This is a genomic window from Paenibacillus chartarius (genome assembly GCF_042432825.1).
GTDB lineage: Bacteria > Bacillota > Bacilli > Paenibacillales > NBRC-103111 > Gordoniibacillus > Gordoniibacillus chartarius.
Genome location: NZ_JBHLWN010000049.1, coordinates 42,326 through 68,907, shown reverse-complemented (window position 1 = coordinate 68,907; position 26,582 = coordinate 42,326). Strand labels below are relative to the sequence as shown.

Annotated in this window: 23 protein-coding genes; 12 read left to right on the top strand and 11 right to left on the bottom strand. The window is 55.8% G+C overall.

All coding sequences use genetic code 11. From position 1 onward, the window contains the following. Positions 1 to 16: 16 nt before the first annotated feature. Positions 17 to 1,102 (top strand): PQQ-dependent sugar dehydrogenase, encoded by a 1,086-nt coding sequence (locus tag ACFFK0_RS13010; RefSeq protein WP_377470656.1) that lies wholly within the window; start codon positions 17 to 19, stop codon positions 1,100 to 1,102. A gap of 461 nt (positions 1,103 to 1,563) precedes the next feature. Here the strand turns inward: ACFFK0_RS13010 and ACFFK0_RS13005 are convergent, their stop codons facing one another. The 7 genes from ACFFK0_RS13005 to ACFFK0_RS12975 all read right to left on the bottom strand — a co-directional run bounded on the left by ACFFK0_RS13005 (position 1,564) and on the right by ACFFK0_RS12975 (position 10,706). Beyond that, on the bottom strand, positions 1,564 to 3,732 hold the full coding sequence (locus ACFFK0_RS13005; RefSeq protein ID WP_377470655.1) for an ATP-binding cassette domain-containing protein: 2,169 nt from the start codon (positions 3,730 to 3,732) through the stop codon (positions 1,564 to 1,566). A 220-nt stretch (positions 3,733 to 3,952) separates the two neighbouring features. After that, complete coding sequence (locus tag ACFFK0_RS13000; RefSeq protein WP_377470712.1) at positions 3,953 to 5,773, bottom strand: bifunctional metallophosphatase/5'-nucleotidase; 1,821 nt, start codon at positions 5,771 to 5,773, stop codon at positions 3,953 to 3,955. 155 nt (positions 5,774 to 5,928) lie between these two features. Continuing rightward, on the bottom strand, positions 5,929 to 6,729 hold the full coding sequence (locus tag ACFFK0_RS12995) for a phosphodiester glycosidase family protein (RefSeq protein ID WP_377470654.1): 801 nt from the start codon (positions 6,727 to 6,729) through the stop codon (positions 5,929 to 5,931). A gap of 19 nt (positions 6,730 to 6,748) precedes the next feature. Continuing rightward, a complete protein-coding gene (locus ACFFK0_RS12990) occupies positions 6,749 to 7,960 on the bottom strand; it encodes a low temperature requirement protein A (protein ID WP_377470653.1) in 1,212 nt (403 codons plus the stop codon). An 82-nt stretch (positions 7,961 to 8,042) separates the two neighbouring features. Continuing rightward, on the bottom strand, positions 8,043 to 8,993 hold the full coding sequence (locus tag ACFFK0_RS12985; RefSeq protein ID WP_377470651.1) for a ring-cleaving dioxygenase: 951 nt from the start codon (positions 8,991 to 8,993) through the stop codon (positions 8,043 to 8,045). A 1,018-nt stretch (positions 8,994 to 10,011) separates the two neighbouring features. Then, on the bottom strand, positions 10,012 to 10,455 hold the full coding sequence (locus ACFFK0_RS12980) for a thiol-disulfide oxidoreductase DCC family protein (RefSeq protein ID WP_377470650.1): 444 nt from the start codon (positions 10,453 to 10,455) through the stop codon (positions 10,012 to 10,014). A 26-nt stretch (positions 10,456 to 10,481) separates the two neighbouring features. Continuing rightward, entirely contained in the window at positions 10,482 to 10,706 is a 225-nt protein-coding gene (locus ACFFK0_RS12975) for a hypothetical protein (RefSeq protein ID WP_377470648.1), read from the bottom strand. Positions 10,707 to 10,869: 163 nt separating this feature from the next. Between ACFFK0_RS12975 and ACFFK0_RS12970 the strand changes: the two genes are divergently transcribed. After that, positions 10,870 to 12,324, top strand: coding sequence for a DUF3048 domain-containing protein (locus ACFFK0_RS12970; protein WP_377470647.1), 1,455 nt, complete (start codon positions 10,870 to 10,872; stop codon positions 12,322 to 12,324). A 74-nt stretch (positions 12,325 to 12,398) separates the two neighbouring features. On the opposite strand, the gene ACFFK0_RS12965 is transcribed toward ACFFK0_RS12970, so the two are convergent. Then, entirely contained in the window at positions 12,399 to 12,977 is a 579-nt protein-coding gene (locus tag ACFFK0_RS12965) for a bifunctional transcriptional activator/DNA repair enzyme AdaA (RefSeq protein ID WP_377470645.1), read from the bottom strand. A 138-nt stretch (positions 12,978 to 13,115) separates the two neighbouring features. Between ACFFK0_RS12965 and ACFFK0_RS12960 the strand changes: the two genes are divergently transcribed. Beyond that, positions 13,116 to 13,880, top strand: a complete 765-nt coding sequence (locus tag ACFFK0_RS12960) for an SDR family oxidoreductase (RefSeq protein ID WP_377470644.1) — start codon at positions 13,116 to 13,118, stop codon at positions 13,878 to 13,880. A 60-nt stretch (positions 13,881 to 13,940) separates the two neighbouring features. Here ACFFK0_RS12960 and ACFFK0_RS12955 read toward each other — a convergent pair whose 3' ends face one another. Further along, positions 13,941 to 14,501 carry a CBO0543 family protein gene (locus ACFFK0_RS12955; RefSeq protein WP_377470643.1) on the bottom strand — a complete coding sequence of 187 codons (561 nt, stop codon included), beginning with the start codon at positions 14,499 to 14,501 and terminating at the stop codon, positions 13,941 to 13,943. Positions 14,502 to 14,687: 186 nt separating this feature from the next. Here ACFFK0_RS12955 and ACFFK0_RS12950 point away from each other — a divergent pair, with 186 nt between their 5' ends. After that, positions 14,688 to 15,902, top strand: a complete 1,215-nt coding sequence (locus ACFFK0_RS12950; protein WP_377470711.1) for a phosphotransferase — start codon at positions 14,688 to 14,690, stop codon at positions 15,900 to 15,902. 105 nt (positions 15,903 to 16,007) lie between these two features. On the opposite strand, the gene ACFFK0_RS12945 is transcribed toward ACFFK0_RS12950, so the two are convergent. Together ACFFK0_RS12945 and ACFFK0_RS12940 are read right to left on the bottom strand one after the other, a co-directional pair. After that, a complete protein-coding gene (locus ACFFK0_RS12945) occupies positions 16,008 to 16,511 on the bottom strand; it encodes an aminotransferase (protein ID WP_377470642.1) in 504 nt (167 codons plus the stop codon). 432 nt (positions 16,512 to 16,943) lie between these two features. Continuing rightward, positions 16,944 to 17,210, bottom strand: a complete 267-nt coding sequence (locus tag ACFFK0_RS12940; protein ID WP_377470641.1) for a hypothetical protein — start codon at positions 17,208 to 17,210, stop codon at positions 16,944 to 16,946. A 211-nt stretch (positions 17,211 to 17,421) separates the two neighbouring features. Here ACFFK0_RS12940 and ACFFK0_RS12935 point away from each other — a divergent pair, with 211 nt between their 5' ends. The 8 genes from ACFFK0_RS12935 (at position 17,422) to ACFFK0_RS12900 (ending at position 26,535) form a co-directional block, all read left to right on the top strand. Continuing rightward, complete coding sequence (locus ACFFK0_RS12935) at positions 17,422 to 17,712, top strand: YerC/YecD family TrpR-related protein (RefSeq protein WP_377470639.1); 291 nt, start codon at positions 17,422 to 17,424, stop codon at positions 17,710 to 17,712. Between the two features lie 145 nt (positions 17,713 to 17,857). Then, on the top strand, positions 17,858 to 18,697 hold the full coding sequence (locus ACFFK0_RS12930; RefSeq protein WP_377470637.1) for a sirohydrochlorin chelatase: 840 nt from the start codon (positions 17,858 to 17,860) through the stop codon (positions 18,695 to 18,697). 1 nt (position 18,698) lies between these two features. After that, the gene (locus tag ACFFK0_RS12925) at positions 18,699 to 19,652 is read left to right on the top strand and encodes a diacylglycerol kinase (RefSeq protein ID WP_377470635.1); all 954 of its coding nucleotides are present in this window, start codon (positions 18,699 to 18,701) and stop codon (positions 19,650 to 19,652) included. Positions 19,653 to 19,825: 173 nt separating this feature from the next. Beyond that, positions 19,826 to 21,421: a 23S rRNA (uracil(1939)-C(5))-methyltransferase RlmD gene (rlmD, locus tag ACFFK0_RS12920; RefSeq protein WP_377470634.1), complete on the top strand. Its 1,596-nt coding sequence runs from the start codon at positions 19,826 to 19,828 to the stop codon at positions 21,419 to 21,421. A gap of 394 nt (positions 21,422 to 21,815) precedes the next feature. Continuing rightward, positions 21,816 to 22,295 carry a hypothetical protein gene (locus ACFFK0_RS12915; RefSeq protein WP_139787179.1) on the top strand — a complete coding sequence of 160 codons (480 nt, stop codon included), beginning with the start codon at positions 21,816 to 21,818 and terminating at the stop codon, positions 22,293 to 22,295. Positions 22,296 to 23,052: 757 nt separating this feature from the next. Beyond that, complete coding sequence (locus ACFFK0_RS12910; RefSeq protein ID WP_080835602.1) at positions 23,053 to 24,519, top strand: hypothetical protein; 1,467 nt, start codon at positions 23,053 to 23,055, stop codon at positions 24,517 to 24,519. A 293-nt stretch (positions 24,520 to 24,812) separates the two neighbouring features. Further along, on the top strand, positions 24,813 to 25,640 hold the full coding sequence (locus ACFFK0_RS12905; protein WP_080835175.1) for a ParA family protein: 828 nt from the start codon (positions 24,813 to 24,815) through the stop codon (positions 25,638 to 25,640). Continuing rightward, entirely contained in the window at positions 25,588 to 26,535 is a 948-nt protein-coding gene (locus ACFFK0_RS12900) for a ParB/RepB/Spo0J family partition protein (RefSeq protein ID WP_377470633.1), read from the top strand. Before ACFFK0_RS12905 ends, ACFFK0_RS12900 begins: the two co-directional genes overlap by 53 nt. The last annotated feature ends 47 nt before the right edge of the window (positions 26,536 to 26,582 follow it).

The window sequence follows — 26,582 nt, the reverse complement described above, 5'->3', positions numbered from 1 at the left end:
GGAGGAGCCCGGTCTTATGAACATCCGATCCATCGCCCTGCCTGCGCTCATCGCCGGAGCTGCGCTGCTGGCCGGCGCCTGCTCCAATTCCGCTTCCGGCGGAACGGCCGCGTCCTCCCCGCCGGCTGCGGCGAAGCCGATCGTCAGCGTCGCTGCGGATCAGCTGCATGCGCCATGGGCCATTACGTTTTCCGGCGACACGGTATATATTTCGGAGCGTGAAGGGACGATCGTCAGAATAAGCGGCGGGGAGAAGGTTCGTCAGACGATCAGGCTGAACAAGCCGCTGGAGGTATTCGGGGAGGGAGGATTCCTCGGGCTCGTGGCGGCGCCGGATTTTGCCGTGTCGAAGACCGCTTACGCTTATCATACCTACAAAGAAGCGGGCAAGGTGCAGAACCGGGTCGTGCTGCTGCGGGAGACGCCGGCAGGCTGGCAGGAAGTGAAGGCGCTGCTGGAGGGCATCCCGGGCGGAACGATTCACGACGGCGGCAGACTGGCGATCGGGCCGGACCGCCATTTGTACGTTACGACCGGTGACGCCGGTCAGGACCGGCTGGCCCAGGACCGGGGCTCCCTTGCCGGCAAAATCCTGCGCATGACTCTGGACGGAGGCGTTCCGGCCGACAACCCGTTCCCCGGCTCCTACGTGTACTCGTACGGCCATCGGAATTCGCAGGGCATTGCGTGGGACAAGAACGGGGTCATGTACAGCACCGAGCACGGCCCGTCCGGCAACCCCGGGGGACACGACGAGCTGAACCGGATCGAAGCCGGAAACAACTACGGCTGGCCGGACATTATCGGCGACGCGCAGAAGACCGGCATGATCAAGCCTCTTTATCATACGGGTAATACGGCCATCGCCCCTTCGGGCATGGCGATCGACGCGCAGGACAACATTTGGATCGCCACGCTGCGCGGAACGAAGCTGATCCGGTACAACACGCCGTCCAAGCAAATCGATACGGTGCTTGAGGGTGAAGGCCGGCTGCGGGACGTCGCGATTCATAAAGGCGTCGTCTACGTCATTACGAACAACACGGACGGACGCGGCCAGCCGGCGGCTAACGACGACAGGCTGCTGAAGCTGATACAGTAGGGGATACCGGCAGTGTTCTTTTTGTAAGGCTCTTGTCGGATAACCATTTGGGGCTGTTGATCAAAAAAGACAGCGGAATTCGCTGTCTTTTTTGATTTGCTGTATGATGCTGCGTATCCTCGATATGCCACTGCATCAATCTGAACTTTATGCCCATTAGGGCCACCTTCGTGTGCAAAATTCTGTGGAGTGGCTCCTTTCTTGCGAGCGCCCCGCCATAACACTGGCCAATGCTTTCTGTATGATGTTCAACTTCGTCCTTCGGTTAATCGTTTCGGGCTGCCGGGGAACCGGGCGGCGGGGGACCTCGGCGTGAAAAGACCGCCCATTTTGTACCGTCTTTGGACCACCCGTTCGGGAAAATCGGAAAATCGCTGTCAATGCGGGTCTGATTCCGAGCTGCGGACTCAAGCTTTCAACCGCGTCCTGCAGTATATCAAACGCCACCGCCTCCAGCCATATCAATACGTCAGCCGTTCCCGGCACGACTGCTCCAGCCGCCAGCGCAGCTCCGGCGACGCCCGGTCCAGGATCGTCTGGAACAGCGTGCGGTGAATCGTCAAGAACGTACACGGCGTCACGGTACGGATCGTCGCTGTGCGCGGCATAGAGAGCATAAGCGATATTTCGCCAAAATGATCCCCGTCCTCCAGCACCGCCACCCGCCCCTCCGCGTCGCCGTCATCCGGCAGCGGCTTCAGCACCTCGATTGTTCCGCGCGCAACGATGTACAGCTTGTCACCTTCGCCGCCGCGCTCCACGACCGTTTCGCCCGCCTGCACGAATTCCGTAGTCAAGCATTGGCTAACAAATTCCAGGAACTCGTCCTCCAGCCCTGCGAACAGCGGAATGCGCTCCAGCCGCTCGACATCGATGCGAGCCGTTCTGCCGTCGCCGCTCACGTCGAAGCCGCTCTGCTTGTTCCATAGATGCCGGTAGAGCGCACAATTGGCCATCAGCTCCGCATGAGTGCCGACCTGAACCAGCTTTCCGGCGTCCATGAGCACAATCAAATCCGCGTCCGTCACCGCCGACAGCCGGTGCGTCACATTGATGACCGTCTTCGAGCCCGCCAGGCTGCGCATCGTACGATGGATGAACGCCTCGTTCTCGGGATCAAGCGCCGACGTCGCTTCGTCGAGCAGCAAAATGTCGGGGTCGCGCACGAGCGCCCGGGCGATGGCGATCCGCTGCTTCTGCCCGCCCGACAGCATATGCCCGTTGTCCCCGCAGTTCGTGTCGTACCCTTGCGGGAGCCCGGAGATCCAGCGGTGAATGCCCGCCGCCTCCGCGGCGGCGATGACCTCCTCATCCGTAGCGCCGGGCTTGCCGAGCCGAATATTTTCCAGAATCGACAGCCGCATCAGCTCGGTATCCTGCGACACGTATCCGAGCCGTTCCCGCAGCGACTCTGCGGACAGCCGCCGCACATCCAGCCCGTCGAACTCCACCGAGCCCTCGTGGGGCTCATAGAATCGCATCAGCAGGCTGACGACCGTGCTCTTCCCCGAGCCGTTCATGCCGATGATCGCTACATAGCTGGATATCGGAACCCGCAGCTGCAGCCCTTCAATGACCGGCGTCTGCGACGAATACCCGAAGGTAACGCCCTGCAGGGCGATGTCTGTATCGACATGTTCCAGCGCAGCGGCAGCCTCCGGCACGGCGGCATCAGGACCGGGCTGCTCGCTTAGCAGCCGCTCGATTCGCATCAGGCTGGCCGACGCCGCAGCCAGCTGGGGCGCCTGCTGCGTCAGCTCCTTGACCTGCTGGCTCAGCGCCATGAACAAGCTCTGGAACGCCAGCAGAACCCCGATGGATAGTTCGCCCTCCATAACGAAATAAGCCCCGGCCAAAATTGTCATAATATTGAAAAGCAGCATCGCCGATGTTACCGAGACCGGGACCATCTTGGCCGTGAACTGCGCCCTAGAGGCCAGCGGCAGCAGACCTTCCCCGGCCTGCTGCAGGCGGCTGAGCTCCCACTGGCGGAGATTGTAGGCGCGAATCGTTTTGTACACGACAAAATGCTCCTGAATATAATCGTTGACGACAACTTGCCGCTTCTTCAATTCGTCGAACTGGCGCTCGGCCGAGCGGTTCAGGAAGAACGGCACGATTAGAGACAGCGAGATTCCGACTAGCGACAGCACGCCTAGACTCCAATGCAGCGTCATCGTCAGCATGACGTACAAGGCGGTCGCGATCAGCGCATAAGCCGCGGGAGCCAGCGCCAAGAATGAGGTCTGGATCGCCGACAGGTCGGACGTAAAGCGTGCGGTCAGACTGCCGCGGCCGACCTTGCCGTAATACGATACGGGCAGCCGCTGCAGCTGCTCGAACAGCGTATGGCGCACGCCGTTCGCGACGGCAGCGGCCAGCCTGGCTAGCCAATACTCCTTGAGCAGCTGGGAGAAGAAATACACGACAAACCCGCCGAGCAGCGCGAATAGCAAAGGAAGAAGCCGCTCGTAGCTTGCTTGCGACAGGAATCGGTCGGAATAGTATTTGAAGCTCAGCGAGAACGCCGACGTAAATCCAAGTCCGAGCGCCATGCAGAGCAGGATTCCGGCACTGTGCAGTCGGTGCTTGCCGTATTGCCGAAGCAAATAAACGATGAGTCGTATCATGGAAGAGCTTCCTCCCGGATGCCGGTGTTGTCGAACTTTGGCGTCATAATCACTATGTGCTCTATTCGCTAAAGCGAACGGCATTCCTGCTTGCTTCGGCGGCAGCCCGAACAAATCGTGACAGGTTGATGCGAGCTCCCGCATTCGATAACAGACAAGCAACCAACAAAAACCCCCCGTCCGGAGGGACAGGGGGATTTCGCGAAAGTAACGATAGAAATTAGTGCGACTCTACGATCCGGCCTTCGGTTTTCACGTTGATCGTCTTCTGGTTGATCATCGCTTCTTCCATCATTTCGTACAGCGTAATGCCGGTATTGTAGAACTTCTTGCCGGTGAACATCGAGTAGCCGTCGCCGCCCGCTGCGATAAAGTCGTTCGTTGCCAGTCGGTACGTCTTCTCCAGGTCGAGCGGCTTGCCGCCAACCTTCACTTCTTTCACGCGCTCGCCAGCAGGCTTCGTAGCGTCATAGACGAACGACATGCCGGCAATTTGCGGGAACCGGCCGCCGCCGCTCTCGACTTGGCTGACGCCGTTCTCGAGAGCCGCCTTCAGCTCGCTGCCCGTCGCATCCATCACGACGACGGTGTTCGGGAACGGAAGCACGTCGTACAGCATTTTCTTCGTAATGTCGCCTGCCGGAACCTGCGTGCGGATGCCGCCGCCGTTCGTCAGCGCAACATCGGCTTCATAGCCGGCAATCGCCTTCGTACGGGCGAGCATCGTGTCGGTGATGTAGTTGCCGAGGTTCGATTCTTGCTTGCGGACGATCGTACGGTCGCCGTCGAGGTTGACTTCAGCCTTCGCGATCACTACGTTCAGAGCCTTGTCGATTTCCGCCGAAATCTGCTTCACCATAGCGGCAACTTCCGGATCTTCCTTCACGTTATCGTCATACTCCAGCAGACCGCCGGAGAAGTTGACCAGCTCGTTACCGAGGTAATACAGATCCGCGCGGCCGAGCGACTTGCCGTATTCCCAGTCCTGCACGATGTAGGTACCGTTGACGAGCTCCGGCGTCTTCACCGGCGTGTGGGAATGGCCGCCGACGATCAGGTCGATGCCCGGCACGTTCTTGGCGATTTCGCGGTCGGTTTCGATGCCGACGTGGGAAACGACGATGACGTGGTCATGCGTCTTCTTCAGCTCAGGCACCATCGTCTTGGCCACTTCGACCGGATCCTTGAACGTGATGCCCTTGACGTTGTCCGGGTGCGTCAAAATCGCAGTCTCTTCCGTCACGAAGCCGAGGAACGCGAACTTCTTGCCGCCGATTTCCGCTTCGTACACCGGAGGGAGCAGGTTCGTGCCGTCCTCCTTGAACGCATTCGCGTTAATGACCGGATACTTCAGCATGTCGCGCAGCTTCAGCAGCTGCTCGTAGCCGAAGTCGAACTCGTGGTTGCCGGCCGCCATCGTGTTATAGCTCAAATAGTTAAGGATCGGCACGATCGACTCGCCCTTGAACTGGTTCACGAATACGGTGCCCTGGAACGTATCGCCCGCGTCCAGCAGCAGGAAGTTCTTGTTCTCGGCTTTCCATTCCTTGATCAAGGTAGCCATCTTGGCATAGCCGAATTCCTTGCCGCTTTTGTTCTCTTCGATATGACCGTGAACGTCGTTCGTATGTCCGATCGTAATATGTAAGGTTGCAGCGTCGCCCAATGCGTTAAAGAACGCCTCGCGAGTAACCGGAGCGTCCGCAGACAGAGCGAGCGTATATCCGACCTTACCGGCGATCTCCGCAATGCGGGCGGCCTTCGGGTTCTGGTTCGGTGCGGCGGTCTCCTCCGCTGTGATGGCGCCAAAGCCTTTCGCCCACGACAGCTGAGCGGATGCCCAGTGGCGGATAGCCGGGTCGGCCTTGAGGCTCTTCTCGCCTTTCGCCCGTGCCAGCACGGTTACGACTTCGGCAAGCGTCACCTGCTGCTGCAGAGCCAGGTTGCCGTTCTCTACACCTTCGATCAGCTGCTTCTTCTGCATCCAGCCGGCATGGCTGACCGCGTTCAGCGGTGCGGCCAAGGCGGAGCCGGCCAGCATGGCGCTGATCAGCGAAGCGCCTGCGGCGGTAAGGGTGATTTTGCGTACGTTCAAATCTGTCACTCTCCTCTCTTATTTGGAAATAAGTATAAGAGAGTACTATTATTGAAGAATTAAGAGAATGTAAAGTTATAGTAAAACGTTTCCACATCCGTTCACGGCACAATGGCCAGCATCTGATACACTTCGCGGCGGTCGCCGGTCAGCCGGATGCGGCCGGACTGCAGCTGCGAGGAGCCGTCGCCGTCGAGATAGACGCCGTCGACAAGACCGCTGGGGCCAAGCGTCTCGATAATGGCCGACCGAAGCTCGGCAATCGTGCATCTCGTCGGCGTGACGATCATGTACAGCCGCTGCGCTTGGTCGTAGACGAGCGCAGAGCGCATATGCGGCTGGTCGTAAGACGGCATTTGCTCTTGGGTGAGGGCCAGCTCGGCGCTGCGTTCGTCGGCCAAATGCATACTGACGCCGCCCTGCGCCCAATAGCGGAGCTTGTCCGTGACGTTCAGCTCGCCGGCATGGGAGACGAGCTGAACGCTGTACCGCTGCGCGGCGGCGTCCCACACTAGAGTGCCGCGCTTCAAGTTGCTGTCGACGCCCGTATTGTACCAGCCGGACCCATAGTCGCCCGGAGCACCCTTAAGCGGCGCGTCGTTCACGACGGCGATGCTGAGCAGCGCGCCCTCCCAGAAGAAGCCCCCGTTGATGCCGGTGTACGGCGTCGCCGTGACGTTGCTCTCGATCGCCTGCAGGCGAACATGCTCCGGCGTCGTCCGCAGCACATGAAGGTCGACGCCGTTCGAGGCGCGCAGCCTGTCATAGCGGTAATAGCCGTAGTCTTGCGCACGGCTAGCCTCATAATCGTTTAGCAGAGCGGCGACACCGGCACCGGTCAATAAGATGAACAGGAAGACGGTCAGCAGCCTTCCCTGCGTCAGTCGGTAAGATACATTCATAGCGAGTCGCATCCTAACATTAGATATTCGTAGATGGGGACAGTGCCGAGCGTTTACGGGACACTTGATTACAGAATACATGCCCCCATATGGAGACGGCAGCGAGCAGGAGCGTCGTGAGGATCGACAGCAGCAGGGCTGGCAGCATGCCGGCGAAGCCCGCCAGCACAACTAGCGCGGCAAGACCGGCCAAATACGGAATCGGGAACATGCCGCCTACGATGCGCAGGAAGAACAGATTCCCGAGCAGAAAGAGCGCCGGCCCGCCAAGAAGCACGAGCGCCGTCTTGGCACCGGCAGGGCCCAATGGGTGAGCCAATACGAGCTCATCCGCAACGGCGGACACGATAATGCCGGCCACGAGCAGAAGATGGGTATAGGTATAGGCCGAGCGGGCGATTTTGCCGGGGTCCGACGACTGGGACAAATAATAATGCCCGGTCTTGGAGGTAGCATCGAAGTAAATCCACCACATCGCCACCGTCCCGGCAAAGGCGGAAGCAAAAGCAGCGATCGTAACGGGATTCCAAGCGATCTCGGCAAATGTCGCACCTGTCACCAAGATGGACTCGCCGAGAGCGATAATGATAAACAAGCCGCAGCGTTCGGCCATATGGGAGCTTTCCACATCCCATACGGTCGTCGGCGTTCTGCCGAGCTTCGGAAGCCAGAAGCCGACCGAAGGAGCGACATATTCAATCAGGAGAGCAACGCCCCAGAGCGCAAGTCTAGCCGAGTCGTTCACGAAACCGCCGGCGACCCAGAACAAGCCCGACAAGGCCAGCCAGCATAGGATGCGGATAAAATTAACGCGAAGCTCCGGCGCCCCATTACGAAACACCCATACGGTAAAAACGGTTCGGCCTACATGAAACAAGGAATAGGCGATAGCGAAATACATCCCCGACGACTCGAAAGCTTTAGGGATCGATGTCGACATCACCAATCCGAGCAGCATCAAGGCGATCAGCATAAGCCGGACTTGCGGGGTCTCGGGATTCAGCCAGTTGATGACCCAAGCTGTAAAAATCCAAACCCACCATACAGCCATCGTCATGAGCCCGAGCTGTACGGCACCCTCAAGCGTGAAATGCTTTAAGAACGAGTGGGAAATCTGGGTTACCGCAAACACAAACACCAAGTCGAAAAACAGCTCAATAAACGATACTTTTCCCGAGTCGGCGTTTCCTCGCGTGCGAAAGAGGGGCGCTCCCGAAGCCAGGCTCTTCATCGAATCTCTCCTAACCATTTTCCATGATCTGTGAAAATCTTAGCACACCGGATATGCGGTGTCATGAGCCGTCACGCCTTACTCAGCGGTTTGGCTCGATCTCCCTCGCTCGAATAGGCGGCAGCCTGCGCTCGATCTCGGCGCGGTTCGCTTCGAACCACGAAGGCAGCATGATGCTTTCGCCCAACGCATCGGGCGCTTCATCTCGGGCAAAGCCCGGGGGATCCGTTGCGATTTCGAACAGGATGCCGCCTTCTTCGCGGAAGTAGATCGCGTGGAAGTACTGCCGGTCCAGAATCGCTGTCGGATGGTAGCCGCACTCCTCAACTTGGCTTCTCCAGAGCGCATGCTCGGCATCGTCCTTGGCCCGCCATGCAATATGATGAACGGTTCCGGCACCGCCCGCGCCTTGCTCCATCGCTGTCACATTGAGGTCAATGATATTCCCGATATCTCCGTACGATTGGAACCGTTCATAAGCGCCTTCCTGGCCGACTCTCGTCAGCCCCATCACCCGCTGAAGCAGCTGCGACGTTGCGTCCGGGGCCGTACTGTACAGAACAGCGCCGCCAAAGCCTTTGATCGCTTTGTCGGCCGGCACGCCGCCGAACGTCCACTGGCTCGGTGCGCCTTGAGCCCGCTCCACGAGCTCGATCAGCAGCCCGTCGGGGTCTTTGAATCCGAGATACGTCTCGCCAAAACGCTCCGTCCGCTCAAATCGGGTGCCATACTGCGTCAGACGGGACGACCAGAAGGCCAAGCTGCCGACGGGAACGGCATAGGTCGTGATCCCGACCTGCCCGCCGCCGATGCGGCCTTGTCTGGAAATCGGCCATGGAAAGAACGTGATGACCGTACCCGGTGCGCCGGATTCGTTGCCGAAGTACAGATGGTACACTTCCGGCGCGTCGAAGTTGACCGTTTTCTTAACCAGGCGAAGCCCCAGTATTCCCGCATAAAAATCAACCGTCTCCTGCGCATTCCGAACGAAAGCTGTGATATGATGAATGCCCGCTGTTTGCATGTTAGACATGAATGGTCTTCTCCTTCAAAATGGTTGCTATCGAGAGGGATTGCTTTGCTTAGATTACTTTTTCGGATTATCACATCTGGACTATTTATTTAAATTTAAATATTTTAAATTTAAGATAATTGTTTTGTGTGGATTTGTCAACCCTTTATTTGTAAAAATGCTGCCTGCGCAGCAATGCGGCTCGGACACGCATGATTGGTTATGGCTGTTCATGAGGTAAGCCGGGGAATAGGGAGAATAGGGGGAATAGGGGGAATAGGGGGGATAGGGGTGATGGGGATGCCGGTGTGACAGGGGGATAGGGGGATGGGGTGATGGGGTAATGGGGTAATGGGGGAATGGGGTAATGGGGTAATAGGGTAATAGGGTAATAGGGTAATAGGCTTTGTTAATCTCCGTTCGGCGGAAGTGCAGAAGGCAGATTACTAGCAGCCGTGAGTGTAGGCAGGTATGATGGATACGCAGATGAGTACGTTTACGGCGGTATTGGGGAGCGGCGGCCGGCAGGATTGAACGAATTTGTACGCAGTATGAACGTCAAGGAAGAACGTAGGGTTGAGCATGGTGGGGACGGATAACTAGCGGGATTTGTTACGCTTACATCCGGAAAATGGACGCAATTGCGCCGATTAGTTGGAATGAATCCGCTTACTTTGATACTTTTCCCGACAAAACGGGAGATTTGTATAAATTAGATGGAGCTTTTCCCGCAAAAACATAATAATTGAAGTTTATGGCTTAAATAGATGGAGGAATTCCGCTTAATCATCGATGAAGCTGCCGGTTACCGATCGCTTTGCATGCGGCAAGAAGACGGATGCGGCCTAAAGTGTGGCTAGAGCGTAGAGTGTCCCATTCGTGATTTCCGGCGGTAAGTGTCCATGCATGCTTTGTCCAAGTTATGCGAAATTTCGTGAGAAAAATCCGTTAAGAATGCGCCGCATTTCTATGAGATTTCTTTATGATATACGGGCCCGAAAGAAGCGGTGTTGGACAGGCAGGGAAAGGCGGAACGGAACTAACCTAATAGATCTTGCGGCTCGACGAAGCGGCGCTTCAGCTCCGGCGTCGGCATCATGCACGCATCACTTCGGCCGAACCAGCGGTAGCGGTTCTTTGCCACGAAGCCGTAGACAGCGTCCCGCAGCGGACGCGGAACGACGACGAAGGCGCAGCACAGCGGCCATAAGCCGCGAAGACGGCGAGCCAGACGGAGTGCGGCCGTCGATTTCGTGTAGCAGCGGTCTCCCTCGACGAGCACAAACGTATCGAAGCGGTCAGTCGACAGACCGTGCCGCTGAAGCAGCATTTGTCCGGCATCGGATTGAAGCGGAGCGAAGCGCAGCCGGGCTTGCGGGTCGCGGGCGTAGACGAAGCGGACGATGAAGGAGCACATGACGCATTCGCCGTCGAAGAGGACGATAGCAGGGGCTTTCGGAAGCCGTGCGTCGTTATGGGGCATTTGGATTCACCTCTACCCTCGATCGATTATTCGATGCGAAACTCGCATTCGCTCCGCAGATAGTATTCCGCCCGGTCGCGATGCGCATAGCGGATACGTACGGAGTCGGGGGAATATTTTTCAATCAAGCCCCCTTCATCAAGAAGGACATAGATGTCGTCGGCGGTGCGGCACCATACGGCAACCTTGCGCTGAAGCAGGGCTGCGGTCAGCAATTCGATATCGGAGGATATAGTTTTGGAGGAGGACATTACCGATCACCTCGAATCCATGTTCGTATATTTTGGTTTCGACGTCATCTCGTGAAATCCCTTCTTGTCACAACATCTTCATAAAACAATGGTTAATTGCGGTGCGGGCTGGAAAAACTGAGGGAATCTTTGCTGATGCCTATGTAGAAGGAGATGTGATCCGATGCCGTCTCGTACGCAAGCTGCAGCGGTAAAACTTGGCTCCGTTCTCATGCTGGCGGCATTGACTTCGGCAGGCTGCGCTTCGGCGGCGCCGACAAACGGAATACCGGAGCACGCAGGTTGGGTGGAATCTAAAGCGCAGCTGGAGCCAACTGCACAGCTGGAGCCAACTGCACAGCCGGAGCCAACTGCACAGCCGGAGCCAACTGCACAGCCGGAGCCCACAGCACAGTCGGAACCAAAAACGCAACCGGAGCCCACAGCGCAGCTGGAGCCAACTGCACAGCCGGAGCCCACAGCGCAGCTGGAGCCAACTGCACAGCCGGAGCCAACTGCACAGCCGGAACCAAAAACGCAGCCGGAGCCTCCTGCTCAGCTGAAGCCAACAGCACGGCTGGAAACAGTAGGCCAGCTGGAACCAAAAAAACGGGTGGAACCAGCAGATCAGCTGGCACCCGATGCACAACCGAAACCCGCAGATGAGCTGGAATCCCATGTACAGCCGGAACCCGCAGATCAGCCGGAGCTCGGCGCCCTCAACCCGCTTACCGGGCTGCCCTTGCCGCAGCAGCAGGAAGACGGGCTGCGCCGGCCGCTCATGGTGATGATCAATAACCATCCGTCCGCTCGTCCGCAATCGGGCCTAAGCCGGGCGGACGTGCTGTTTGAGTGCTTGGCGGAAGGGGAAATTACGCGGCTCGTCGCAATATTTACGGACCGCGACGCTCCGGGGATGATTGGACCGGTGCGCAGTATTCGTCCGTACTATATCGATCTGGGGCGTATGTTCGACGCCATCGAGATTCACGCAGGCGGTTCTCCCGATGCGTACGCCCAGCTCCAAGAGCAGCGCGTCGATCACTTGGATGAAATTACGAATGCGGGGCGTTACTTCTGGAGGGAGAGCTTTCGTAAGCTTCCTCATAACTTATATACGGACATGGCCTGGTTAAGAACAGGCATCGACCAACTTGAATTAAGAGTGGAAACGCAGCAGCGGCCGGCACTGGAATTCGCCGTTCCGGCCGTTACCGGCAGCGATGAGGCGGCTGGCGCCGATGCACCGCATTTGGCGGTTACATTTTTGTGGAAATCCTATGTAGTGTCGTACGATTACGATGAGGATGCAGGCGCGTATCGCCGTTCCGTGGAAGGCCTGCCTCACTTTGATCTTAACGACGGGTCGCAGCTGTCGGCGGCGAATGTCGTCGTGCTCGGGGCGGATCATAAGGTGCTCGATGCGGAAGGGCGGCGCGAGGTGAAGCTGGTCGGGAGCGGCCCCGCAGTCGTCTTTCGGCAAGGCAGGGCGGTCACCGGCGAATGGCGGCGCAAGGAAGCGGCGGAACCGTTCCGATTGGCGACGCCGGAAGGGGATAGAATTGCGCTGTCGCCGGGCCGCACGCATTATTTGATCGTGCCGAATGCGCCTTCGTTTGGGTCTCATGTAACATTTTAACGGATTTATGTTGGGAGAGCTCGCGGTCGTGCGTCACGGCTGCGGGCTTGTTTCGGTTGCATCGTCCGTCGGAGCTAATCTGCGGACCGCTGCGCCGCCCTGGGCTCACCGCGATAGCTGCTGCGGAAGCCGGCAGGCGTGCAGCCGGTCAGCTTCTTGAACACCGTGATGAAATGCGGCGGATTGGGCAAGCCGACCGTAGAGCCGATATCCGCTATTTTGCGGTCTGAGGCGGTGAGCAGCTCTTTGGCTTTGTTAATTCTCGTTCGCTGAATATATTCGCCGGGTGTCATACCCCGAAGCCGTTTGAACGAGCGCAGCAAATGGTAAGGACTGCTGTGAGCGAAATTCGAGAGCGTTTCCAGAGTCAGCGGTTTGTCGAAATTGTTGTCAATATATTCGGCGATGAGAGCGATCCATTCCTCCATTGGGCTGTCTTGCCGGCATGGGCGGCAGCGCTTGCACGGACGGAAACCAGCCCTGCATGCTTGGTCAGCGTCAGGAAAGAGCCGTACATTTTCCTTCTTCGGTGCTCTCGATTTGCACGACGGTCTGCAGCAGATGCCGGTCGTCAAAACCGCGTAAATAAACCGGCCATCATACGCCGGGTCGCATTGCACGATGGCCTGCCAGATTTTCTCCGTAATCTCCATTCGATTCACCTCTACGATGAGTATAGCCGCATGCCGGCCTCCCGATAAGAGGGCGCGAATAAGAGAGCAACATCCCGAACGTCCCATCGTGATACAACAGGATTGCAAGGGACATAACGATCATGAGGAGATGAGCTTGTGGGGAATTTGAAGGGCAAGGCGGCATTGGTTACGGGAGCGAGCCGGGGAATCGGCCGCGCCATCGCGCGGCGGTTGGCCGGGGACGGAGCTTTGGTTGCGGTACATTACGGCAGCAACCGGCAGGCTGCGCTGGAGACGGTACGCGGCATTGAAAGCGGCGGCGGATCGGCATTTGCCGTGCAAGCGGATTTTGGGGCGCCGGGTGCGATCGAATCGCTGTTCGATACAATCGACCGCGAACTGGACAGCCGCATGGGCGGCAGCGCGATTGACATTCTCGTGAATAATGCCGGCTTGGCGGCATACGGATCTGTCGAAAATACACCGGAGGCCGACTTCGATGCGGTATTTGCGATCAATGTGAAGGCGCCGTTTTATTTGATTCGGCATACGCTGCCCCGGATGCGCGAAGGAGGGCGGATCATCAATATTTCCTCTGCCGTGACGAGAATTGCGATCCCCGATATATTAGCCTACAGTATGAGCAAAGGGGCGGTGAACACGCTGACGCATACGTTGTCCAAGCAGCTCGGGCCGCGCGGCATTACGGTCAATGCGATCGCTCCCGGCTTCGTCGCCACGGACATGAATGCGGGGATGCTGAATGATCCGGCCGCGAAACAGTTCGGCGCCGATTTTTCCATTTTCGGCAGGTGGGGCGAACCGGAGGACATTGCGGACATTGCGGGGTACTTGGCTTCTTCCGACAGCCGATGGGTTACCGGGCAATGCATCGACGCCAGCGGTGGCTCTCATCTGTAGTTTGGCACAAGTCCGGCTCTGCGCTGCGGGGCCGGGCTTTATTTTCGCGGTTTGTCAAACCTATATAGCGGAAAAACTCGAACGTTTGCTTAGCTTATAGGCGGCCAGAAAGATGACGAAATAAATAGGGAACGAGTAACATACGCTCCACTTCTTCATGACATAGAACCCAAGCCATTGGAAGAACGGTTCGCCTGCAAACGAACAGACGCATGCAAATCCAAGAGCTTTAATGACGGCAGGGCTGTTTGGCTTGAATTGGAGCAGAAATAAAAGAAACACCGGTAACAGGCAAAAATCCCATGGGATGTATACCGGGATGGTTGGAATCACTTTGCCGGTGTAATACCATAAGCCGTAGCAAGTGCCGATAAAATCTAACCACGAGCTGATGAGTATGACGAAAAAAGCGACGAACAGCTGCCGGTCGGTGCTGTCTTTCTTTCTGAATTTGATCCACAGCGCCCAGGGCAAGACCGTCAACGCAAAGGATATCCAGAAATCCCAATGAAACCACGTATGGTGCAGCCAATATTGAAAATAGTCATAATGAGTTTCAACGATCTTGTCGTAGAACTCCCCTATTTTCCGAAGTTTCTCGGGATCTTGAATCGGCTTCATGACGTTCACCCGTTTCCGTGATGTCGTAGAGTTATTATGTTTTTCCAAAATGATGCGCAACATGTGTTTTCCATGTAACGGTGGACGGTAAACGGTAGACGGTAGATGGCGGAGTGTGGACGGTCGGCGGCGGAATACCTATAATGAGGGGGATGATGGGAAACGGAAGGAGTCCAACCAGTGACGATGAGCGAAAATCACCCCGAACAGCTGGCGGCGCTCTGGCTGCCGGACGGCACGCCGGCTCGCGTACTGGAGCTCGCCGGCGGCGGCAAAAACAATACGACCCGCATCATCGAGGCGGGGCCGGAGCGAACGCGCTACGTGCTGCGCGTCTATGAGACGCATCGCGACGAGGCAAAGCTCGCGTTCGAGCACGCCGTGCTGCTCGCGCTCGCGGAGCTGCGGCGGGAGGAGGCGGGCCCGGCGGTTTCGGGCGGAGCGGGCCGCGCCGGCTGCGGCGGCTCGGAGGATGGGGCCGGTTCGGGAGGGATGGGCCTTGCGGAAAGCATGTCCGGCAGCCGGACCGGCGGCGTGTCCGGCCCGGCAGGGATGCGGCTGCAGACGCCGGTGCCGCAGCGGCTGCCGGACGGCGCGACGTTCGCGCGCGTACCGGCGGGCGAAGGCAGCGCGGACAAGCTGGCCGCGCTGTTCAGCTACACCGAGGGCGTGAATCCCGCCCTCGTCAGCGAGGCTCAGCTCGAAAGCTTCGGCCGGGCCGTCGGGCTCCTGTCGGAGCGGCTGCAGCGCGTGCGGGTGCCGCTGCAGCCGGCGTATCGGCCTTACTATGAGCTCGAGCATACGCACCCGCTCTGCCCGCCGCACAGCGTCGCGGCATTCTGCGCGGAGCCGCCGGCGGCGTTCCGCCCGCTCGGGGCGGAGCTGCTCGCGATCCGCGACCGGCTCCGCCAGGCGGGCGAGGCGCTGCCGGGCCTGCGGCGGCTGCCGCATGCGCTCGTGCACGGCGACTTGAACGCCTCCAACGTCCTGGCGGACGCGGACGGAGAGATCGTCGCCGTGCTCGACTTCGAGTTCGTTACGCGTGACCTGCGGGTGATGGAGCTCGCCGTCTGCTTGTCCGACGTGCTGGATGCAGACGAGCCGGGCGGTGCGGACGAGCGGTCTGCGGGAGCCCGCGTCCCGGCGCGGCCGCGGGTGGAGGCGCTGCTGCGCGGCTACGGCGCGAGGCTTACGGCTGCAGAGGTCGAAGCGCTGCCGCTCTTGGTGCTGCTGCGCCGCCTTGACGTATTCATTCACTTCCTTGGACGCTATTGGGACGGAGTGGACACGGAAGCGATGGTGCGGGAGCAAATCGCCAGCGCCGCCTCGCATATCGGCTGGCTGGACCGCCATACCGGACAGCTCATGGAGCTGTGCCGGCGCTATGTCCTTGTTCCTTAATTATGGGTATTGAAGAGCCTCCCCCTGTGCGGGTGGAGGCTGTTTGCTGTTTCGGCCTGCGGCTGTTGCTATTGAGGCGCCTGGCAGTTCGCCGCGTCCGGGCAGTTATCGCCGCGTCCGGCCGCTGCCGCGCCTGCCGGAGCCCGGCCGGCCTGCGCCGCGCCGCTTCTTCCGGCGCTTGCGGTACACCGGCGGCGGTATATCGAAGCCGGCGTTCTTCGTCGACGCTTTGCCGCCGAAGGCGCCAAGCATCAGCTTCATCATCGGGGCCATCTGCTGGAACGTCGATACGACCTTCTGCACCTTCGTCATCGTCGAGAGGACGCCGTCAATGCCGCCCATCCGGTCGAGCATCGTTTTGAGCTGGGCTATGTTGAAGTTGCCTAGCAAGCCGCCGCCTGCTTGCCCGCCGCCTGCTCCGCCGTTGCCGCTCGGAGCGACGGGGAGACTTGGCGGCTGCTGAAATCCGTAAGGGTTGCCGCCCAGTCCGGGATATATGGAAGGGCCGCCGCCAAATAATCCTCCCTGCGCCGGTGCGCCGCCTCCTTCGTGTAAGCTGCGCGTGCCTGCGTCGATTGGATAGCTGCTTTCGTTGTATTGATTTGTCACGGGGAATTCACCCATTTCCTTTTTTACTGGCATTGTATGTCATAGGCGAATGTTTGGTATGGACGGATGCCCGGTATGCTGGAAGAAGGATGAGCTCGAAACGGGGGTGCTGCGGGGAGGAGTCGGGGTGAAAGTAGCGGTTCAGATTATTTTATTTGGGGCGATCGGATAAGGTTACGAGTCGGCTAGATGAGGTCCCGATTAGGTTGGGCTTGTACAGATGGGGGATGTCTTCCGGGGTGAAGGGTATTACCGTTTTGCGGCTTAGCAGTTCCGTGGCTCCGCAACTCTGCGGCGACGTGGTTCTCTTGCACCGTGACTCCACAGATCCAAACCATAGCGGCTCTATAGTTCCATTGCTCCGCTGCCCGTGGCTGAACAGACCCGAAGTTCCGCGGCTTCGCAGGTTTGTGCTTCCACAGCTCCACAGCTTTACAGCCACGCGGTAACGCAGGCCTGAAGTTCCGCGGCTCTACAGTTGCGTATCTCCAAAGCTCCAAAGCTCCAAGGCTCCAAAGCTCCAAGGCTCCAAGGCTCCAAAGCTCCAAAGCTCCAAAGCTCCAAAGCTCCAAAGCTCCAAAGCTCCAAAGCTCTATATCTCCACAGCTCCAAAGCCCCAAAGCCCAAAGCCCCAAAGCTCCAAAGCTCCAAAGCTCCAAAGCTCCAGAGCTCCAGAGCTCCATATCTCCATATCTCCATATCTCCATATCTCCGCCCTCTTCATGAGACACAATCCCCCTGCTCCGCCCAGTTCCCGCCGTAACACGCCAACGCTGTCACCTTTTACCTCAGTAACGCATAAAAATTTTAACGTTTTGCAAACTTAAAGGAAGGAATTTACGACAAAAGTGTCGAAATCATACTCCTAGTTCCATTTTATTATAGGTTGATCCTCAGGGAGTTGAGCATAATGCAGTTGAAGAAGTTGAACGACAAAGCGATCGATCAGCTGTTCGAGGCGATCCTGACGCTGAAGGACTTGGAAGAATGCTATGTGTTCTTCGATGATCTGTGCACGGTGAACGAGATTCAATCGCTGTCGCAGCGTCTGGAAGTGGCGCGAATGCTGCGCAAAGGCTACACATATAATCAAATTGAAGCGGAGACCGGCGCCTCCACGGCAACGATATCGCGGGTCAAACGCTGCCTCAACTACGGCAACGACGGCTATATCATGACGCTGGACCGACTGGACCGCTAAGCTCGAATCGTTCGGTCAGGACATATCTGCCGTTCCGCCATCCTTCTTTGCCTTAGCGTAGAGGAGGATTTTTGCGTTGTTTGACTTTCCTTGACGGTTTCGATAGCATATTCATCAACTAAGTGAGCAAAGGAGGGACACGCACATGAAGCAGCATCAACCAAGCGCCGGCTCTCGGGCGAGGCAGTATGGCGTTCTCGTGATCAGCCACGGCTCCCGTAGCGACGATTGGGTGCGGCTCGTCGACGAAGCGGTCGCGGATGTGCGCGTCCCCGGCGGTATCCCGGTATATTCGTCGTTCCTCGAGCTCATCGATGGAAGGCTGATTCAGGACGGCATCGCGGAGCTGGAGCGGCAAGGAGTGACGGACATCATCGTCGTGCCGCTCTTCGTCTCCTCCGGCTCCACCCATATCGACGAAATCAGCTGGGCGCTCGGCGTGACGGAGGAGCCGCAGCTGCCGACCGAGCTCGAACGTTTCAGCGTCACCGCGAACGTGCATATGGCTGCGCCGATTGACGACGATCCGACTATTGCCGAACTGATTTACAGCAAAATCCGCAGCTTGAGCTCCGATCCCCGGCAGGAGGTCGTCCTGCTCGTCGGGCACGGCAGCATCGAACGCGGCTTTCATCTGCGCTGGCGGCGCGGGCTGGAGCGGCTTGCCGCGCGCATTCGTACGCTCGGAGGCTTCGCCGAAGCCGACGTAGCGATGCTGCTGCCCGACCAAACGGCGCGCAAGCTGAATTACTGGCGTAAGCAGAAGCCTGACTATTCCGTCATCGTCGCGCCGCTGTTCCTGAGCGAAGGGTATTTTACCCGCAATGTCATTCCAGGGCGCTTGGCGGAGCATCCTCACGTCCGCTACCACGGCAAAGCGCTGCTGCCAAGTCCGCTGATCTCGCGTTGGATCGAGGTACAGATCGAACGGACGCTCCAGAGGGCGGAAGCCGGCGACGAACAACAAGGACAGGTGATCGGATAACGTGGCTAAGCGTAAGCGTGCAAGGCTCATCTATAATCCTACCTCCGGTCGGGAAGAAATGCGCAAGCGCCTCCCTGACGTGCTCGATCGACTTGAACGGGGCGGTCTCGAAACGTCGACGCACGCCACAATCGGCGAAGGCGACGCGACACTAGCCGCAGCGGAGGCCGTCGAGCGGGGGTTCGACGTCGTTATCGCCGCCGGCGGCGACGGTACGCTGTACGAGGTCATCAACGGCCTCGCGGAGAAGTCGAACCGGCCGGCGCTGGGCATATTGCCGTTAGGGACGACGAACGATTTTGCCAGGGCGCTGGCCATTCCCCGCAATATTGAGGAAGCTTGCGACATCATCACGCGGGGCTTTACCCGCGACATCGACCTCGGCAAAGTGAACAATCGGTATTTCATCAACATCGCGGCCGGCGGCTCCATGACGGAGCTGACGTACGAGGTGCCTTCGAAGCTCAAGACGATGCTCGGCCAGCTGGCCTATTATATGAAAGGTCTCGAAAAGCTGCCCCGCCTCCGCCCGATCGAGCTGCTCATGAAGGCCGACGACCGGGAGATCCATGAAGAGGTCATGATGTTCCTGATTGCGAACAGCAACTCCGTCGGCGGCTTCGAAAGGCTGGCGCCCGACGCTTCCCTGAACGACGGAATGTTCGACGTCCTCGTACTGAAGCGCTGCAACCTTCCGGAGTTTATCCGGCTTGTGACGCTGGCGCTCCGCGGCGAGCATCTGGCGGATCCGAACCTGATTCATTTTAAAGCCCGGAACGTCGAAGTCAGCTCTCCCGATTATGTGCAGCTGAATTTTGACGGAGAGTTTGGCGGCACCCTGCCGACCGTGTTCACCAACCTGCAGTCCCATCTCGATATTATCGTCGACGAATCGGGGCAGTCCACGTACAAGAAACGTCCGGCGCTGATCAACATTCCGTTCAAACTCGAATAGCATGGAGGCATGTCCGCAACCGGCCGGAAGGCGAGGGGGGCGGGCATTTTTGCATGTTGGGGAACATGGTGCTTTACGAACGAGCGTTGCCGTTCTTTGCGACCTTACCTTCATTGACTTTCGCCCCCCGTTTCGGTAGCATGGGGAGCAGAACTTACCCTAACGTACGGAGCATGATCATACCTATGACCAGGAAAACAAAGCCACAATCCCGTCCCGGCAACCCAACCGGAACCAAACCGGCTGAAAGCAAGAAGCGCCGTAATCCGCTCGTCGTTCAAGAACGTCCAGGCCGCCGCGGCGGTGCGGGACATGACTCTGTGGGCGAGAACGGAGCAGCTGCCGCTGCTGCCGCGCTGCCCGTAGCCCTCGGCCGCGACTACGAAGCCGACATCATCGGTATCGGCCACAGCGGCGAAGGTGTCGGCCGTGTCAACGGCTTCACCCTGTTCGTTCCCGGCGCTCTCCCGGGCGAAAGGGCACTGGTGCGCGTCGAGCACCTCAAGAAGCAGTACGGCTACGCCAAGCTGCTGCAGGTGCTTGAGGCTAGCTCGGAGCGGGTAGCGCCGCCATGCGGCATCTACGACGAATGCGGCGGCTGCCAGCTGCAGCATCTGGACTACGCCGCCCAGCTGAAGGTTAAGCGTCAGATTGTCGAGGACAATTTGGAGCGGATCGGGAAGCTGCGTGTCGCGGGGGCTGATGGGGGAGAGCGGGCCGAAAGTCCTGTTGATCGGGCCGTCATCGTGCATCCCACCCTCGGCATGTCCGACCCTTGGCGTTACCGCAACAAAGTTCAAGTTCCGATCGGTGAAGAAGAGGGCGGCCTCATCGGCGGCTTCTTCGCCCAAGGCTCCCACCGGATCGTCAACATGGAAGCATGCCTGATCCAGCACAACGAAGGCGACCGCGTCGTCGAAGCGGTCAAGCGGATCGGGCGCGACCTCGGCATCACCGCCTATAATGAAGCTACGCACACCGGCCTGCTGCGCCACGTCGTCGTCAAGATCGGCTTCCGCACCGGCGAAATCATGGTCGTATTGATCACGAACGGAGCGGACGTGCCTCACGAGGATGAATGGATCGCCCGCATTCGCGAAGCGATCCCCGGCGTCGCCAGCATCTGCCACAACATCAACGAAGCCCGCACCAACGTCATCTTCGGGGACCGAACCATCGTCCTGTGGGGGCGTGAGGTCATCTATGACTACATTGGAGACATCAAATTCGCCATCTCGCCGCGCAGCTTCTTCCAAGTCAACCCGGTCCAGACCGAAGTGCTGTACGGCAAAGCTTTAGAGTACGCCGCCCTGACCGGCCGCGAAACCGTCATCGACGCCTACTGCGGCATCGGCACCATCTCACTGTTCCTCGCCCAGCGCGCCCGCCGCGTCTACGGCGTCGAGATCATTCCCGAGGCCATCGAAGACGCGCGCCTCAACGCCGAGCTCAACGGCATCGTCAACGTCGACTTCGCCGTCGGCCGCGCCGAGGAAGTGCTGCCGTCCTGGCAGCAGCGCGGCATCGTCCCCGACGTCGTCGTCGTCGACCCGCCCCGCAAAGGCTGCGAGGCGTCGCTGCTCCAAACGCTGCTCGAGCTACGCCCGCAGCGAATTGTGTACGTCTCGTGCAACCCCTCGACGTTGGCTCGAGACCTGCGGCTGCTTGAGGATGGAGGCTACCGGACTGTCGAGGTGCAGCCGGTGGATATGTTCCCGCATACGGTGCATGTGGAGTGCGTAATAGGAATGCAACGAATCGATACGTAGAAATCCTTTATTTTCAACACTTTGCGCGTTTTATGACTTTCACGGCGGACGGCAACGACTTCAAAAATAAGGTACTGAAAGATAAAATTGGAGTTTCCGTTGTTTTGGAAATGGATTTGGACGTCGTGTGTGTAGACATGTTGAATTCAATGGAATAAGTTAACGAAAACCGTCTTTGAAAATGAAGGTGACGCAACATATGAATATTCAAGAGAACGCCCTTTTTTGAGGTGTTCTCTTTTTTATATAGAAACTTCGCATAATGCCGCTTGCCCTAAAATATCTGCGCAACCGGCTGAAACCCAACAAGACTAGGAATGAGGAGGAAACATATTGAGTAATTAATTCGTCAAAAGATAGTGCAAACGATCAAATAAAACAAGGGGACGTGGATATGGGGAAACGCAATTGGCTTGTCATTGTAATCATACCGGTCGTTTCATTTCTTTTAGCTTCCTGCGGAAATTTACCGTTGTCGAAAACGCCTAATACCAATACTTCGCCTCTAGTTCCAGTTAACTCAAACGAGAAAATATTTATGTTAAAAAAAGAGGATATTTCAAGTGTGACCATTTCCACTGGTGTGAACGACCCGGTTAGCGGAGTGATCAATGCGGAGACTGACATATATAATCTCGTAAACCTTTTGAATAAAGTAACTCATCTTACCGGAAATGCTACAGCGGATTACTACCGTTTGGTTAAACTTAACATGAAGGACGGAACTGTGAGAGTACTTGAGTTCGGTGGGAATGGTCAGTTTTTTAAGGTTCTCGACTCAGGGGTATTTTTCAAACTGGAACCTCCAGAAAATCACAAGATATTTAACAAACTGATTGACCGGGTAGAGAAAGAATATCAACTAAAACACTAATTGTTCCTCTAATTATCTTAGTTCCTTTGATGCTGATAAAAAGCAATGATTATTTCAATCAACGTTAGAATAAGTAGAGGCAGGCCAATAGAAAAGATGGCGATAAACCCGACAAAGCAGTGTAATGCAGCAGCGATGAAATGACCGGGTATATATTTTTGGAGGTAAGAAAAGATTTCAATTATGAGCCCAGCGAACAATAGAAGCCAGTAACAGGGTGCAGGTATTTGGGTAATCACATCACTATTTTTCATAAATAAAGCAATAAATGCGATCAAGGATAAGATTAATACTCCATTGAGAACAATCGCGATCGTTGGGGGAATGGTAAATTTATCGCTTTTGCTATAACGTATAAACACAATTGAAACTAACAAAAAACCAATAGACATAATAGGGAAAGTAACCACGATACACCTACCCTTCCTTCAATTCGTTTTTCTATAGAATAACACGTTGCTAAGTGTTAATTTGTAATTCGTGATTATTCAAGAGAACGCCATTCTTGAGGTGTTCTCTTTTTATATAGATGCAATATAAAAAGCTGATTAAAGATATTCAGCGCGATCGGCTTTTTGCATGAAATAAAGATGCTGAATGCCTGAGTGATCTTATTCGTCGATTGTGGGGGGATTTTTGGTAGTCTTTTTGCTTATGATAGTAGGGCATGCTTTTCCTTGTCGAAATGCGAAAAATCATGTATGTTGGCTATGAGCAATCTAAGGACGCCGCATCATTATACGAAAGGGTCGATTGTATGCATCGTAAGTTGGTTTCCGAGTATTCTAACCAATTGCATCAATTACTGGTCTCCGTCTCAAGGCATTATTATTTTGGCAACGATGGTTATTTGAGATACCAGAAAAAACCGATGGATGTTGATCTGAAAAACAGCTTTAAATCACGCAAAGAACATCTCGTTTACTATATATTGCGCGATCATTATAGCGGAACATTTGCTTTTCGAATAGCTTCGACGAAAAGGCTGCTTCCTCTTGCAGATTTTCTTTATTATGCTTGGAGCGAGGAGAAGACGGAAGAAAAATTTATATACGGGATGCCGGACGCATTATTTGTACCGAAGACGGTTGCAACCGACGGCTTGTTTACCGCTTTGGAGAATCTGGATATTATGCCTCTACATCCACCAAGCGGTTTTGCTTCGGGAGTCAGAATATTTCGAGATATCGAGCAGTTGCTATCCTATTATTTAAGTGAAACAGTGGATCATAGACTGGATGGAGTGGACAAACTTTGTTCGAAAGTATGCCAATACTTGATTGATTCGGGTAAATTGTTCGAAAAATGGAAGGAAAGCTTGCCAAGGGAGCAACATCCTCGATCTGTTCCGGCTTATGATGATTTTATCAAGCTTTTTAACACAGTTGATGCCGGTCCTTTCAGTTTAGTACAAGGTGAAAATAGACGAAATGACAATACGATACTTGAATTGAAGCTTCCTCCGTTTGACAGAGAAAAGCTGGATCGAGCGCAGGAGATGATTTATGACGCATGGGAAGAGATGAGTAGAAGCAAGCGTCTCTCGATTGCACGAAAAGCATTGCTGCTGTCGCCATACTGTACGGATGCCTATAATTTGTTGGCAGAACACAGCGAATCTTCGGAAGAGCGAATGGAACTGTACGAGCGTGGGGTTAAGGTGGGGCGTCAAGTTTTAGGGGATTCGTTTTTTGAAGAGAATGCAGGTGATTTCTGGGGGATTACTAAGACCAGGCCATATATGAGGGCACTGGCGGGACTGGCGGAATGCCTCTGGGATAATGGGCATCGGCAAGATGCCATTGCAAGCTGTCGTGAGTTGCTCCGATTGAATCCTAATGATAGTCTGGGTATTCGCTATACTCTAGTTAATTATTTGCTGGCTGAGGGAATGAATAACGAAGCTGACGAATTTTTGTCGGAACATAATGAGGCCACATGCTTTATGCTGTATAGCGAAGCGTTGCTTTCTTTCCGCTGTAAAAGTGCCCGCAAAGCGGCCATATCATTGAATAAAGCTCTCGAAGCGAACTCTTTCGTTCCGGCTTACTTAGTAGGTGTTAAATATATTCCACATATTGTTCCTGAGACATACTCACGGGGGAGTGAGGAGGAAGCGATCATTTATGCCTCTGCCTCCCTTAGTGCATGGAGAGTAACACCGAGCGCTTTGGATTGGCTAGCTACCCGAGCAAATTATCAGAGGGTTAGACGTAATTCGTAAAGTATGGTTTATTTAAGTACAATGCGGAGGCAGTGACAACAAAAATACAGCCACTCAATGATAAGTTTGAGTTTACGTTGTTTTGAAATTTGTTTTAGAGTCGTGTGAATAGATTGTTAAATCTATTGGAACAAGCTCACGAGATATTTGAAAATGAAGTTACTGTAACATATGAATATTCAAGAGAACGCCCTTCTTGCGGTGTTCTCTTTTTATATAGATACTATTCAAAAAGCCGGTTGCCCTGAAATATTCAGCGCAACCGGCTTTTTGCGTGAAAGGAGAAATGTCGGATGACTAAAGTGATTGCCCTCGCTAATCAGAAAGGCGGCGTGGGCAAAACGACAACAGCGGTCAATTTGGGAATCGGTTTGGCTGCCGATGGGAAGAAGGTTTTGCTAGTAGACGCGGATGCGCAAGGCAACCTGACGGATTCGTTAGGGTTCCATGAGCCGGATAGTCTCTCTGTATCGTTAGCCACGTTGCTGGTCAAAACGATGCTGGAAGAATCCTACGAAGCACGGGAAGGAATTCTGCAACACAGCGAAGGCGTTGACCTAATGCCGGGCAATATTGAACTGTCTGCTGTCGAGGTATCGCTTGTCAATACGATGAGCAGAGAAACGATCTTGCGTTCATACATCGATTCGGTTAAAGCTGACTACGATTACGTACTAATCGATTGCATGCCGAGTTTGGGCATGTTGACCATCAATGCTCTGGCTGCGGCAGACAGCGTCATTATCCCCGTTCAGGCGCACTATTTGCCCGCCAAGGGAATGACACAACTGTTGCAGACGATTGCCCGCGTGCGTAGGCAGATCAATCCGAAATTGGTTTTGGACGGAGTGCTGCTCACGATGGTAGACAATCGCACTAATTTTGCCAAAGATATTGCGCTCGTTCTTCGGCGCGATTACGGGGACAAGTTGCGCGTGTTCAACACAGAGATTCCATTATCCATTCGCGCAGCGGAAACGAGCGCCAAGGGAAAAAGCATTTATGCCCATGACCCGGATGGAAAAGCGGCGGAGGCTTATGCCGCCTTTACGAAGGAGGTGCAGGGCATTGACATCGAGAGAAGACAGGCTCGCAAGTATCAAACTGACCACAGTCGCTGATTTATTCTCAACCGAGGAAAGCCGCGCTGATGAAAAGCGGGAGAAGGTGATGGATATTCCTCTGTCGGAAATCAGCGATTTTCCCGGCCATCCGTTCAAGGTGAAGGCAGATGAAGCGATGCTGGAAATGGCGGACAGTGTGAAGCAATACGGCGTTCTTGTTCCCGGCCTGGTACGTCCGAAGGCGGACGGCGGCTACGAAATGGTAGCCGGACACCGGCGCAAGAAGGCAAGCGAATTAGCAGGTATGGAGACAATGCCCTGTATCGTTCGCGAACTGGACGACGATCAAGCAACTATCATCATGGTGGACAGCAACTTGCAACGGGAAAATATTGCGCCAAGCGAAAAGGCATTCGCCTATAAGATGAAGCTGGAAGCAATGAAAAGACAGGCAGGAAGACCGAGCAAAGAAAATTCTACCCAAGTTGGGCAGGATTTAAGAGGTAAGTATTCAGTTGAAATTTTGGGAGAACAGGTAGGCGAAAGCCGCAATCAAATCCAGCGCTATATCCGTCTTACCGAACTATCCCCCTCCATTCTCGAAATGGTGGACGATAAACGAATTGCCTTCAATCCAGCCGTAGAACTTTCTTACTTATCCGAAGAAGAACAGCAAGCCCTGTACGAAACGATGCAGTCCGAAGACTGCACTCCTTCACTGGCGCAGGCACAGCGCATGAAAAAACTGAGCCAGGATGGGCGGCTTAACGTGGATGTCATCTTCTCGATTCTCACGGAGGAAAAGCCGAACCAGAAAGAAAAGATGACCATTCAGCGCGAGCGAATTGACCGTTTCTTCCCGAGGGACTTTACCGAAAAGCAGAAGGAAGACCTGATCGTGCAACTATTAGAAAGCTGGTATAAAAAACGGCAGCGGGAACAGGAACGCTAACTTGTATCCGAAGCATCCCAACCTGTTCGGCAGCACTCTCCCCTAAG

What these genes read in the sequence shown, in the direction of transcription:
- ACFFK0_RS12970 (WP_377470647.1), top strand. Translation starts at nt 10,870, where the DNA reads ATGCCGTCTCGTACGCAAGCTGCAGCGGTAAAACTTGGCTCCGTTCTC.
- ACFFK0_RS13000 (WP_377470712.1), bottom strand. Translation starts at nt 5,773, where the DNA reads ATGCTGGCCGGCTCCGCCTTGGCCGCACCGCTGAACGCGGTCAGCCAT.
- ACFFK0_RS12980 (WP_377470650.1), bottom strand. Translation starts at nt 10,455, where the DNA reads ATGCCCCATAACGACGCACGGCTTCCGAAAGCCCCTGCTATCGTCCTC.
- ACFFK0_RS12965 (WP_377470645.1), bottom strand. Translation starts at nt 12,977, where the DNA reads ATGGAGATTACGGAGAAAATCTGGCAGGCCATCGTGCAATGCGACCCG.
- ACFFK0_RS12910 (WP_080835602.1), top strand. Translation starts at nt 23,053, where the DNA reads ATGCATCGTAAGTTGGTTTCCGAGTATTCTAACCAATTGCATCAATTA.
- ACFFK0_RS12955 (WP_377470643.1), bottom strand. Translation starts at nt 14,501, where the DNA reads ATGAAGCCGATTCAAGATCCCGAGAAACTTCGGAAAATAGGGGAGTTC.
- ACFFK0_RS12940 (WP_377470641.1), bottom strand. Translation starts at nt 17,210, where the DNA reads ATGGAGATATGGAGATATGGAGCTCTGGAGCTCTGGAGCTTTGGAGCT.
- ACFFK0_RS12905 (WP_080835175.1), top strand. Translation starts at nt 24,813, where the DNA reads ATGACTAAAGTGATTGCCCTCGCTAATCAGAAAGGCGGCGTGGGCAAA.
- ACFFK0_RS13005 (WP_377470655.1), bottom strand. Translation starts at nt 3,732, where the DNA reads ATGATACGACTCATCGTTTATTTGCTTCGGCAATACGGCAAGCACCGA.
- ACFFK0_RS12975 (WP_377470648.1), bottom strand. Translation starts at nt 10,706, where the DNA reads ATGTCCTCCTCCAAAACTATATCCTCCGATATCGAATTGCTGACCGCA.
- ACFFK0_RS12990 (WP_377470653.1), bottom strand. Translation starts at nt 7,960, where the DNA reads ATGAAGAGCCTGGCTTCGGGAGCGCCCCTCTTTCGCACGCGAGGAAAC.
- rlmD (WP_377470634.1), top strand. Translation starts at nt 19,826, where the DNA reads ATGATCATACCTATGACCAGGAAAACAAAGCCACAATCCCGTCCCGGC.
- ACFFK0_RS12915 (WP_139787179.1), top strand. Translation starts at nt 21,816, where the DNA reads ATGGGGAAACGCAATTGGCTTGTCATTGTAATCATACCGGTCGTTTCA.
- ACFFK0_RS12985 (WP_377470651.1), bottom strand. Translation starts at nt 8,993, where the DNA reads ATGTCTAACATGCAAACAGCGGGCATTCATCATATCACAGCTTTCGTT.
- ACFFK0_RS12950 (WP_377470711.1), top strand. Translation starts at nt 14,688, where the DNA reads ATGAGCGAAAATCACCCCGAACAGCTGGCGGCGCTCTGGCTGCCGGAC.
- ACFFK0_RS12930 (WP_377470637.1), top strand. Translation starts at nt 17,858, where the DNA reads ATGAAGCAGCATCAACCAAGCGCCGGCTCTCGGGCGAGGCAGTATGGC.
- ACFFK0_RS12935 (WP_377470639.1), top strand. Translation starts at nt 17,422, where the DNA reads ATGCAGTTGAAGAAGTTGAACGACAAAGCGATCGATCAGCTGTTCGAG.
- ACFFK0_RS12995 (WP_377470654.1), bottom strand. Translation starts at nt 6,729, where the DNA reads ATGAATGTATCTTACCGACTGACGCAGGGAAGGCTGCTGACCGTCTTC.
- ACFFK0_RS13010 (WP_377470656.1), top strand. Translation starts at nt 17, where the DNA reads ATGAACATCCGATCCATCGCCCTGCCTGCGCTCATCGCCGGAGCTGCG.